This window comes from Roseibium sp. RKSG952 (genome assembly GCF_009711355.1).
Map to the genome: position 1 here is coordinate 49,146 of NZ_SMMF01000919.1, position 11,274 is coordinate 60,419.

Genomic DNA, 11,274 nt, shown 5'->3' on the forward strand with positions numbered 1-11,274 from the left:
ACGGTCCCAAATATAAAGGGACTGGAAATGACAAAACTCAAAGTGGGCGCCGCGCTGATGGTGGCCGATCTCAAAACCCATCGTGATTGGCTTGTAGATGGACAGCGTGATCTGGAAATTCAGGATTTCTTTTCTCCAAACAATTTGGGCGATGCTGCTGGAGACTTGATCACCGCCGCTAAGAACACTTTGCAAGGGTATTCGGGGCGATTGGGTATTCATGGCCCGTTCTATGATCTGCCGCTGGATTGCCATGATCCCGAAATGCGCATCATTGTTCAGAAACGTATGCAACAGGCGCTGGATATCGCAGCTAAACTTGGTGCAACGCAAATGGTCCTGCACTCGCCTTATTCAACGTGGGACTACCACAACCTAGACAGCGACCTGACTTCCCGAGAAGCGAAGATTTCGCGCGTTCACGAAACCCTTTCACCGGTTGTTGCAAGGGCTGAGGAATACGGTGTCGTACTGGTGATCGAGAACATCGAGGATAAGAACCCTTTTGATCGGGTGATCCTAGCCAATAGTTTCAATTCCGACTTCGTACGCGTGTCCCTCGATACTGGACATGCGCACTACGCACATGGCGCTACGGGCGCACCGCCGGTCGACTACTATGTCCGTGCTGCAGGAGACCGGCTGGCGCATATCCACCTGCAAGATGCCGACGGTTATGCAGACCGGCATTGGGCGCCGGGTCAAGGAAGCATAAACTGGCAGGCTGCCTTTGAGGCAATTGCCGAAGCCGCATCACAGGCCCGGCTGGTGCTGGAACTGCGAGACAGCAACGACGTGATGTCGGGTTTTGAACATTTGCTTGCTCTGGGCTTGGCTGAATAGCAAGGCCCAGAACTGACCTATCTGACCACGTAGACAGAAACGGTCGAGTGCCGCACCACGCGCGCGGCATTCGGCCCAAGCAGATAGTCTTTGAAATCAGGCTTGTGTGCCCCGATCACAATCAAATCCGAGCCCGCACTCTCTGCCGTCTTCAGGATCTCCTGATAGGCTGTCCCTGTGGCGACCACATGGCGGATAGAAGCATTACGCTCTTCGCCCAAGGCCGAAACACAGAGATGGGTCAGTTTTTCATGAGCATCCGCAAGCGCCTGCTCGTGATGATGCGGCTCGAAAAAACTGCTCACGAAGGACTCACCATAGTCTGGCAGCACAGTCACGACATCAAGCTGCGCCCCTTCATGCCCCGCCAACTCGGCTGCTTGTTTCAGAACCTGAGCGTCAAGATCGCCGTTACTGATATCGACGGCACACAAAACAGAGTTTGTCATGCTGGCACCTCTTGTCTTGCGGCACGACCGCGTTGAAGGAAAGCGATCAGCCCAAGAAGGATCATCGCAGGGATATAGATCAGCTGTTTCGGAGGCTGGCTGGACGGCAGACTGACCGAGCTCAGGCGTACGGCCTCGTCACCGTAGTAGTCAAAGTTGGCCAGATCATCGGCAACTGGTGATCCGAACATCGGTTCCTCAAGTTTGACAAGGCCATCTTCTTCGAACAGCAGCAGCCCCATCGCGTCGACGCGCGCTTCACCGCCCTCTTCAGAACCAACTGGCACGACAACCGTGGTGTCCACCATCTTGCCGGTGTCAAAATCAGGCCCACTGATAACCATCCGAACATCTGTTCCGGGTGGTGTCTGACCCATCGTCTCAACGAATGCAGCAGGCTCAACCGAAGTGAATGGAGGCGCGATGCGATCCATGAAGAAATCTGGTCTGAACAGGGCAAACGCCACGAAGATCAGCGCGATGCTTTCATAGATACGGCTATGGGTCAGGAAGTAACCCATGGTGCCCGCTGTGAAGACCAGGATCGCTATCGTCGCGAATATCGCCACTATAATCCCTTCGACCCATGTTACATCGATAAGCAGCAGGTCCGTGTTGAAGATGAACACAAATGGCAGTGCAACGGTACGAAGCGAATAGAAGAAAGCCGTGAAGCCTGTCTTGATCGCATCACCACCTGAAACGGCTGCTGCAGCAAAGCTTGCAAGACCCACCGGGGGCGTGACGTCTGCCATGATGCCAAAGTAGAAGACAAACAGGTGTACCGCGATCAACGGTACAATCAGTCCGCTCTGCGCCCCCAGTTCCACAACCACGCCAGCCATGAGTGAGCTAACAACAATGTAGTTCGCGGTGGTGGGCAGACCCATGCCAAGGATCAGGCTGAGAAGGCCGACCATCACGAGCATCAGGATCAGGTTACCGCCCGACAGGAACTCCACCAGATCAGCCATCACCTGTCCGACACCTGTCAGCGTCACGGTACCCACGATAACACCCGCTGTGGCCGTTGCCAGCGCGATACCGATCATGTTACGCGCACCGTCGATCAGGCCCTGCCACAGATCGGCGACACCATCGACAAAGAACGCCGGCAGGTTGCTTTCACCACGGAAGATCGCCTTGAGCGGCTTTTGCGTCAGCAGGATCACGAACAGCAATGCCGTCGCCCAGAAAGCTGACAAGCCAGGTGATTTCTGCTCGATCATCAGGAAGTACACCAGCACGATGATCGGCAGCAGATAGTGCAGACCCGCTTTGTAGATTTCACTGATCACCGGAAGCGTGACTTCTTTGGCGTTCGGATCATCAGGCTCCAGATCCGGAACCTGAGCTGCGAAATACAGAAGGACCACATAGACGGCGCAGACAATAAGGCTAAGCACCAAGCCGGCCATGGTTGGCACCCATGCCGTTACCGCATCGACCGGGAATTGCGAGCCATAGCAAAGGCCTGCAAAGATCAGGAAGAACGACAACATGCCAACAACCGTCCGCGCCAGATGCACATCGCGATCACCAAGTGTCGGCATGTTCCGCTTAACCGCCTCGAGGTGAACGATATAGACTAGGGCGATGTACGAAATCGCCGCAGGCAAGAAGGCGTGCGTAATTACCTCGACATAAGAAATACCGACATATTCGACCATCAGGAAGGCTGCAGCCCCCATAACCGGTGGCATGATCTGACCGTTGACCGACGAGGCAACCTCGACCGATCCCGCCTGTTCGCTCGAGAAGCCAACGCGCTTCATCAGCGGAATGGTAAACGTACCAGTGGTCACAACGTTGGCGATCGAAGAGCCCGAGATCAGGCCAGTCGCAGCAGAACCAACAACGGCCGCTTTGGCCGGTCCACCGCGCAGGTGGCCTAGCGCACCAAACGCCATCTTGATGAAGTAATTCCCTGCCCCGGCTTTATCCAGCAAAGCTCCGAACAGGACGAACAGGAAGACGAACTTGGTGGAAACACCCAAGGCGATGCCAAATACGCCCTCGGACGTGATCCACATGTGGCTCATCGCCTTTTTAAGGCTTGCACCTTTCCATCGGATAACCTCGGGGACCCATTCAGAAGACCCGAAGAATACGTAAGCCAGGAAGATCGTCGCGATGATCGCCATTGCCGGGCCAAGCGCGCGACGCGCGGCCTCGAACAGCAATAGCAATCCAGCCAGAGCGACCCATTTGTCGGTATCATCCGCAAGACCGCCCGCATTCACGATCTTATCGTAGAAGAAATATCCATACAGCGCGATTGCCGCACCCATGATTCCCATGATCCAATCCTGAACCGGGATATAATTACGCGGGCTGGACTTCAGCGCAGGATAGGCCGCGAAAGCCAGGAACAATGCAAAAGCAAGGTGAAACTGACGGGCGTTGTTGACGACACTTCCGGGCAACAGGTAATTGGATAAAGGCGACGCCAGAACCACCTGAAAAATAGACCAGATTGCGGCAACAATTGCCAGAAACAGACCCACGTTTCCAGCAGGATCACGTGCACCCGCATCCGAGGATGCGACCAGTTCCTGCAGTTCTTCTTCGGATAACGGACGATTGCCCTGTTGATCAGCGCTCATCAAATCTCTCCCCGTCCTGCGGCCGGTTTCCGGCGCGGTTTTTTTGTTCCGGTGTTCTGCCGGTAAAAACGAGGCGCAAAACTGCGCCTCGTTCCAAAGTCACTGGTGGATTACTGAATCCAGCCTTTTTCTTTGTAGTACTTCTCAGCACCCGGATGCAGCGGAGCCGACAGGCCGTCTGCGATCATTTCTTCGGGCTTCAGGTTCGCAAACGCGGGGTGCAGCTTTTTGAAGTCATCGAAGTTTTCGAAGACCGAGCTTACAACTGCGTAAACCGCGTCATCCGACACGTCTGCCGAGGTTACGAAAGTCGCGCCAACACCAAAGGTCGAGGTGTCGCCGTCCGAACCACGATACATGCCACCGGGGATGGTTGCGGTACGGTAGAACGAGTTGTCGTTGACCAGCTTGTCGACAGCGTCGCCGCTTACGTTCACCAGAACCGAGTCACACGCGGTCGTGGCTTCCTGGATCGAACCCGATGGGTGACCAACGGTGTAAACCATTGCGTCGATCTGGTTGTCGCACAGAGCCGCCGACTGTTCAGCCGCTTTCAGCTCGGTCGCCAGTTCGAAATCGTCAGTGGTCCAGCCCATTTCGCCCAACAGGACTTCCATGGTGCCGCGCTGACCAGAACCGGGGTTACCGATGTTGACTCGCTTGCCCTTCAAGTCTTCGAAGTTGGTGATGCCGGAATCGGCACGGGCCACAACGGTGAACGGCTCAGGGTGTACTGAGAATACGGCGCGCAGGTTTTCGAAGGGGCCAGCCTCTTCGAATTTCGAGCTGCCGTTATACGCATGGTACTGCCAGTCGGACTGAGCAACACCAAACTCCAGCTCGCCTTCACGGATGGTGTTGATGTTGTAGACGGAACCACCGGTCGATTCGACCGAGCAGCGCACGCCATGCTCTTTACGTCCTTTGTTCACCAGACGGCAGATCGCGCCACCGGTCGGGTAGTAAACGCCCGTTACACCACCAGTACCAATGGTGATGAACTCTTCGGCATAAGCGGCCGGAGCCATGAAGGCAGCGGTGATGACCGCGCCGAGGCTGAGCTTGCTGCTGTTTTTCATTTATGAACTCCCAATTTTTATGTTTGGCAGACGGAAAAGGCGCATTGCCCCCGTCCGGGGACCGTGCCGATAAGTCAAACTTGCCCGTCTTGCAACGGGTACAACTCACTGAATTTTCCAAACTCTCCCAACATATTCGACGTTTCATTCAGACACATCGAATGTCAAGGCCAGCGCCCGGATCAAGGCCGCAAAGCCTCAGATATGACGATATTTGCGAGAGTTTCCCCGCCTGACGAACTCCTCCGCAAATCTCGTAACACTTATAGGTTGTTCATATCCAAGCGCATGCATGTGGTCGCGAGCAGCGCAAAGGAGAGACCTGCTGCTACGCTTACACAATTGGTTCTACATCGATGTAAGGGTTGTGGTGCCCAAGGAGAGACTCGAACTCTCACGCCCGTGAAGGCGGGGGATTTTGAATCCCCTGCGTCTACCATTCCGCCACTTGGGCCACGTGCAATGGATTAGCGTCCTCAAACGGGAAGGTCCAGAGGCAAAAACCATCCAATTTCCCGTTCGTTCAACCAAGAGCGGTTGACGCATTGGCAGGTGCGTGGTTTGCCTAACCCCAACTGATCTTGGGACCATAGTATATAATGTTGCGATCGCTTTATGACTGGACAATTCGTCTGGCGGATCACCCTCATGCCCTCTGGGCGCTGGCAATCGTAGCATTTGTCGAAAGTTCGTTCTTTCCGATTCCACCCGACGTTCTGATGATTCCCATGATTCTTGCGCGCCCATCGCGCGCCTGGTTGATCGCCACCGTTGCATTGGTGGCTTCCGTACTTGGCGGCATGCTTGGATATGCGATCGGGGCATTCTTCTATGAGAGTCTTGGCCAGCCGATCCTTGAGGCGATGGGCAAAGGTCATGCCATGGAAGAATTCAACCAGCGATTCAATGATTTCGGGTTCTGGGCAGTGCTGACCGCCGGAATCACCCCGTTCCCCTACAAGGTCATCACTATCATGTCCGGCTGGACCGGAATGCCGCTTGGGACTTTCATCGCAACCTCGATTCTGGCACGTGCGTTGCGATTCTATATCGTCGCCGGTCTGCTGTGGGGGTTCGGCGAACCTATCCGGGATTTCATTGAGAAACGTCTGGGGCTGGTCTTTACACTCTTCATCTTCCTCTTGATCGGAGGATTCCTGTTGGTGAAATACATATGACGAAACAACGCGCACTCATATTCCTCGCAGCCGGCGGATCAGCCGCTCTGTTGCTTGCAGCGTGGGGATTTCAACATCTTGGTGGCATGGCGCCATGCAAAATGTGCATCTGGCAACGCTATCCGCATGGCGCAGCCGTTCTGATTGGTGTTGTGGCGCTGGCCCTTCCCGGACAGCGCTTCCTGCCCCTGCTGGGTGCGCTCGCTGCATCGATCACTGCCGGGATTGGGGTGTATCATGCAGGTGTCGAGCGAGGATTGTGGGAAGGTCCGACAAGCTGCACTTCGGGCGATATTGGAGGGTTGTCCGCGGAAGAGCTGATGGAGCAGATCATGTCGGCACCGCTGGTTCGCTGTGACGACATCCCATGGGAGTTGTTTGGCCTGTCGATGGCCGGGTGGAACGCAGTACTATCAGCGTGCCTGGTACTGGTCTGGATTGCCGCGTGGCGTAGCCGGTAACTCTTAGATTTCGTCCAGTTCCGCATCCCAATACAGGAAGTCGATCCAACTGTCGTGCAGGTGGTTTGGCGGAAACTTACGGCCGATATTGCGTAAAGCCTCGGCATCCGGTTGCCGAGGCGGTTTGCGCAATGTCATACCCGCCTGCCGGAGCGATTTTGAGCCTTTGCGCAAATTGCAGGGGCTGCACGCAGCCACAACATTCTGCCAGCTTGTTACCCCGCCCGCGGCACGCGGTACAACGTGGTCAAAGGTCAGATCCCCACGGCTGCCACAGTATTGGCAACGGAATTCATCCCTCAAAAATAAATTAAAGCGCGTGAAGGCCACGCGCTTTCTGGGTTTTACATAGTCTTTAAGGACAACGACCGAAGGTATTCGTATTTCGGTGCTGGGACTGCGGACAACTTCGTCATATTCGGCGACGATATCAACCCTGTCCAACCAAGCCGCTTTGATCGCCTCCTGCCACGGCCACAACGAAAGCGGATAGTATGACAAGGGGCGGTAATCGGCGTTCAAAACCAATGCCGGATGATGCTTTAGTGCACCGGGTTCCCTGACAAATTCGGTCCTGAAGTCTCCGTCCATCACAGAATCGCTCCTCGCTCTCAGCTGCCCGTTTGTGACACCAGAGCGGGGAGCACCCGCCCCGGTCTTACTATGACTATATATCGTGTTAAAACTCTGACAAGCCCTGAGTTTCCACAATATGTCGAAGATTGGGTAAGCCGAATCCGTAACAGTGACATGACAGTTATCCACAGGTTGCGCACTGTGTGTCGCTCGGGCTATGGCGGGGCATGTCCTGGTTCATCCGATTCAACAAACCCTTTGATGTGCTGCCGCAGTTCACGGACCGTGCGAACTCGGAATCGCCGCGTAGCACATTATCGGATTTTATCGACCTGCCCGGCGTCTATCCGGCTGGTCGATTGGATCGGGATAGCGAAGGTCTGATGCTGCTGACAGACCATGGCCGTCTGCAGGCCCAGATATCAGACCCAAAACACAAGATGGCCAAGACCTATTGGGTTCAGGTCGAAGGTGTTCCAGATGCTGCCGCCCTCAAGGCGTTGCGAGACGGTGTTGAACTCAAGGAAGGTCCAACACGCCCTGCCCGGGCACGTGCGATAGATGAACCTGAAGATCTGTGGCCACGCACCCCGCCAATTCGTGAGCGAAAGACTGTTGCGGATAGCTGGATTGAACTGACGTTGCGCGAAGGTCGAAACCGTCAGGTTCGTCGAATGACGGCAGCGGTTGGACACCCTACCTTGCGTTTGATCCGTGCCCGCATCGGCGATTGGACTTTGGAGGGGTTGGAACCCGGCCAATGGGACAGCCTGCCCATGCCCACATTGAACTCGGCACCGCAGCGCAAAAGGGATCGCCGCCCTCGCCGGTGACAGAAGCCCTTATTTCCGCTAAACTAATTTTATGAAAGTGACGCCGGAGATACCTACCCCCTCCGCCATTCTGGAGGCTGCGTTGTATGTCGATGATCTGGATGCAGCTGAACGATTTTATGGTGAGATACTGGGGCTAACACGCATTCAGCGTGTTGAGGATCGTCACGTCTTTTACCGTGTCGGTGGCGCTGTCCTCTTATTGTTCAATCCGGAGCAAACCGAGCAACCGCCAAGCAACCCAGATCTGCCTGTTCCTCCGCATGGTGCGCGTGGAGCCGGGCATGTTTGTCTGGTTCTGACTAGGGATGAGATTGCTGCAATGCGTAAGCATCTGCTCAACTGGAACATCCCGGTCGATGCAGAGTTCGAGTGGCCCGGCGGAGCGAAATCACTTTATATTCGTGACCCTGCAGGGAATTCAGTCGAGTTTGCCGAAGGTCATCTCTGGGACTAACGCAAGGTGAAACGCTTGGAAATCCGGTTTACCGGCGTTCCGTCGCGCAGCTGCACACCATACGCGACCGAGTAATCCTGAAAACCCATCTTATCGTAGTAGCTTAAGCCCGATACATTATCGGCCCGGATAGTGGCATTGATCGCGGAAATTCCTAGCGCTGAAGCCACTTTTGAGGTCTCGGAAAACAATGCGCGACCCGCGCCTTTCAGAACCGGATCGCGTCGCGTGAAGGTTGCTATATCCGCGCAGTCATCAGGCAGCGCATCATTCGCCCCAAGCCATTGAAAACCAGCAACTTCACCCTGATCATCAAGGGCAACATGACAACAGATCTTATCTGTTCCATCAAGATAGCTCTGCGTGAACAGTGGCTCAGAAAATGGGATTTCAATCGCGGTCGTACCGCCGATCGCGATGATCTGATTGAGAATGCGGCAGGCGTCCGCCACATCCTCTCGCATCATCGGGCGAACGGCGATCATCGTTACAGGCTCAATTTGTCGCGCATGAAGGCCAACGCCACGCTCAGACCATCCGGTGCAATCCCATGGCCTGTGCCTTTCATGACGTGAGCGTAAACTTCCTGAAACCCAGCGCTTTGCAATGCCTCAGCGGCTTCAGGCAAAGACTGGGGCGGCACAACATCATCTGCGTCACCATGCACCAGAAGAACCGGCATCCGGCTGATAGTCTCGTCAGGCAGCAAGTCGGGCTCCAGCAATCGGCCCGAGAAAGCGACAATACCAGCCACCGGATCTTCCCGGCGAGGAGCAACATGCAGGCTCATCATTGAGCCTTGTGAGAATCCGAACAGAACCACCTGCTCTGGCAACACATCCTCGTCCACCATCAAGGCATCGAGGAAAGCGTTGAAATCCTCAACCGCCATTTCCATGCCACGGCGCGCTTCTTCCTCGGACGAACCATCGATCCAGGGGATCGGAAACCACTGGTACCCATTGGGCATACCGGGGATTTGTTCAGGGGCATCTGGTGCCACGAACAATGTGTCCGGCAGATGCTCGCCCAGCGGATCGGCCAGACCCAGTAAGTCGGCCCCGTTGGCACCATAGCCGTGTACGAACACCACGACCGAGCGTGTGTCGCCCGAAACCGGCTCTTTTCGGAGCGCATTCAAAACCCGTGTCATCTGATCCCTTCTCGTTCTTTAGCCACCCGGTAATAGGCCCACAAAACCCGCGCCGCAACCGAACGCCAGGGTGACCAGGCTTCGGCCATCAACCGCAACTCCTTATCCGTCGGACGTTTCTGCAGGTCATAGAGGATGCGTGCAGCTTCCTGCAGGGCCAAATCACCCGGCGCGATCACGTCCGCACGCCCCAGAGAGAACATGGCGTAAATCTCGGCGGTCCAAACACCGATGCCGGGCACTTCGGTCAGGACTGCAACGACTTCCTCATCGGACGCATCCCTCAACGCTGTGTAGTCAATACGGGCTTCGGCCAACGCACGGGCATACCGGATTTTCTGCCTGCTCAAACCCACGGCCCGCAAATCATCATCGGTTGACCACATGATCTTGCGCGGACCCGTCAGCTTTGCGTCCTTAAGGCGTTTCCAGATGGCATTGGCCGAGGCAACACTGACCTGCTGACTGACTATCGCACTCAGTAACTGAGAGAATCCGTCTGGCCGACGCCGCAGAGGCAACGGCCCCGTTTTTTGCATCGCATAAGCCATACGCGGACAGGCCGTTGCCAGCCACTCAGCCCCCTCTTCCACGCATTCTGGCGTTTCTATAATGCGACCGACGGCCATGAGCTCTCCATCTTAGATACACGCCGCACGTTAGGCGGCTTTGCCGCATATGCAACCCGCTTGTAAGTAACGGCTTTCGCCGATACGCATATGCCCATGACAATGACCGCCACCACTCCGCCCAACAACAGACAGGCCAAACGCAACGTCGCCGTTTTGGTAGCTGCGCAATCTATCCTCGGCGCTCAGATGCCGATGATCTTCATCGTGGGTGGACTGGCAGGGCAGTCTCTGGCGTCAAACCCCTGCCTTGCAACCCTGCCGATTTCGCTGATTGTTCTTGGGTCGATGCTGGCAGCGACGCCGATTTCGGCGATCATGCAACGTTGGGGTCGCCGCGTCGGATTTCTAGTTGGTGCGACCGCTGGTGCCTGTGGTGGTGTCGTAGGTGCTTATGGCCTGTACCTCGGATCATTTCCGATATTCCTGTTGGGAAGCCTTCTGACCGGCATTTACATGAGCGCCCATGGCTTCTATCGTTTTGCGGCCGCCGACACCGCTTCGGACGAGTTCCGGCCTAAAGCGATTTCGTATGTCATGGCGGGTGGATTGGCAGCGGCAATCATCGGTCCGCAGATCGTCAAACTGACCGCTGAGTCCTATGTCATTCCGTTTCTCGGCACCTATATCGCCGTTATCGCCGTTAACGTTATTGGATCGGCGCTATTCTTTTTCCTGGATATTCCAACGCCACCCCGCCCAACAGCGGATACGCCCAAAGGGCGAACACGGTTGGAACTGCTGAAAACACCACGCATCGCTGTTGCCATCATCTGCGCAATGGTCTCTTACGCTTTGATGAACCTTGTCATGACTTCGACGCCGCTGGCTGTTGTCGGGTGTGGCTATACTGCGAATGACGCCGCCGATGTTGTCACAAGTCATGTTCTGGCAATGTATGTACCAAGCTTCTTCACCGGGCACCTAATCGCGCGTTTTGGTGTTGAAAAGATTGTAGCGCTTGGCCTCGCCATTCTGGCAGGTGCAGGTGTTGTGGCCTTGCAGGGTGT

13 protein-coding genes and 1 tRNA gene are annotated in these 11,274 nt (G+C 55.6%); 6 read left to right on the forward strand and 8 right to left on the reverse strand.

Annotation, left to right across the window (positions count from 1 at the left end; translation table 11 throughout):
• Positions 1-27 precede the first annotated feature (27 nt).
• Positions 28-843 (forward strand): sugar phosphate isomerase/epimerase, encoded by an 816-nt coding sequence (locus E1297_RS21005; protein ID WP_155141927.1) that lies wholly within the window; start codon positions 28-30, stop codon positions 841-843.
• Positions 844-860: 17 nt separating this feature from the next.
• On the opposite strand, the gene E1297_RS21010 is transcribed toward E1297_RS21005, so the two are convergent.
• The 4 genes from E1297_RS21010 to E1297_RS21025 form a co-directional block, all read right to left on the reverse strand.
• On the reverse strand, positions 861-1,292 hold the full coding sequence (locus E1297_RS21010; RefSeq protein ID WP_155141929.1) for a universal stress protein: 432 nt from the start codon (positions 1,290-1,292) through the stop codon (positions 861-863).
• Positions 1,289-3,898, reverse strand: coding sequence for a TRAP transporter permease (locus E1297_RS21015; RefSeq protein ID WP_155141931.1), 2,610 nt, complete (start codon positions 3,896-3,898; stop codon positions 1,289-1,291). Before E1297_RS21015 ends, E1297_RS21010 begins: the two co-directional genes overlap by 4 nt.
• A gap of 110 nt (positions 3,899-4,008) precedes the next feature.
• On the reverse strand, positions 4,009-4,977 hold the full coding sequence (locus E1297_RS21020) for a TAXI family TRAP transporter solute-binding subunit (protein WP_155141932.1): 969 nt from the start codon (positions 4,975-4,977) through the stop codon (positions 4,009-4,011).
• 368 nt (positions 4,978-5,345) lie between these two features.
• Positions 5,346-5,431 (reverse strand) — tRNA-Leu (locus E1297_RS21025).
• A 145-nt stretch (positions 5,432-5,576) separates the two neighbouring features.
• Here E1297_RS21025 and E1297_RS21030 point away from each other — a divergent pair.
• Entirely contained in the window at positions 5,577-6,155 is a 579-nt protein-coding gene (locus tag E1297_RS21030) for a YqaA family protein (protein WP_155141934.1), read from the forward strand.
• Positions 6,152-6,616: a disulfide bond formation protein B gene (locus E1297_RS21035; protein ID WP_155141936.1), complete on the forward strand. Its 465-nt coding sequence runs from the start codon at positions 6,152-6,154 to the stop codon at positions 6,614-6,616. The genes E1297_RS21030 and E1297_RS21035 overlap by 4 nt, the downstream gene beginning before the upstream one ends.
• 3 nt (positions 6,617-6,619) lie before the next feature.
• Here the strand turns inward: E1297_RS21035 and E1297_RS21040 are convergent, their stop codons facing one another.
• Complete coding sequence (locus tag E1297_RS21040; protein WP_155141950.1) at positions 6,620-7,207, reverse strand: HNH endonuclease; 588 nt, start codon at positions 7,205-7,207, stop codon at positions 6,620-6,622.
• A 212-nt stretch (positions 7,208-7,419) separates the two neighbouring features.
• Here E1297_RS21040 and E1297_RS21045 point away from each other — a divergent pair, with 212 nt between their 5' ends.
• Both E1297_RS21045 and E1297_RS21050 read left to right on the forward strand, forming a co-directional pair.
• Positions 7,420-8,025: a pseudouridine synthase gene (locus E1297_RS21045; protein WP_155141938.1), complete on the forward strand. Its 606-nt coding sequence runs from the start codon at positions 7,420-7,422 to the stop codon at positions 8,023-8,025.
• Between the two features lie 31 nt (positions 8,026-8,056).
• Positions 8,057-8,482: a VOC family protein gene (locus tag E1297_RS21050; protein WP_155141940.1), complete on the forward strand. Its 426-nt coding sequence runs from the start codon at positions 8,057-8,059 to the stop codon at positions 8,480-8,482.
• Here E1297_RS21050 and E1297_RS21055 read toward each other — a convergent pair.
• The 3 genes from E1297_RS21055 to E1297_RS21065 are packed head-to-tail and all read right to left on the reverse strand — an operon-like array spanning position 8,479 to position 10,264.
• Positions 8,479-8,967, reverse strand: coding sequence for a GNAT family N-acetyltransferase (locus tag E1297_RS21055; protein WP_155141941.1), 489 nt, complete (start codon positions 8,965-8,967; stop codon positions 8,479-8,481). The genes E1297_RS21050 and E1297_RS21055 overlap by 4 nt on opposite strands.
• A gap of 2 nt (positions 8,968-8,969) precedes the next feature.
• Positions 8,970-9,635 (reverse strand): alpha/beta hydrolase, encoded by a 666-nt coding sequence (locus tag E1297_RS21060; protein WP_155141942.1) that lies wholly within the window; start codon positions 9,633-9,635, stop codon positions 8,970-8,972.
• A complete protein-coding gene (locus tag E1297_RS21065; RefSeq protein ID WP_155141944.1) occupies positions 9,632-10,264 on the reverse strand; it encodes a DNA-3-methyladenine glycosylase in 633 nt (210 codons plus the stop codon). Before E1297_RS21065 ends, E1297_RS21060 begins: the two co-directional genes overlap by 4 nt.
• A 96-nt stretch (positions 10,265-10,360) precedes the next feature.
• Here E1297_RS21065 and E1297_RS21070 point away from each other — a divergent pair.
• Positions 10,361-11,274 (forward strand): MFS transporter (locus E1297_RS21070; RefSeq protein WP_155141947.1); only part of this gene is annotated, 914 nt, incomplete at its 3' end.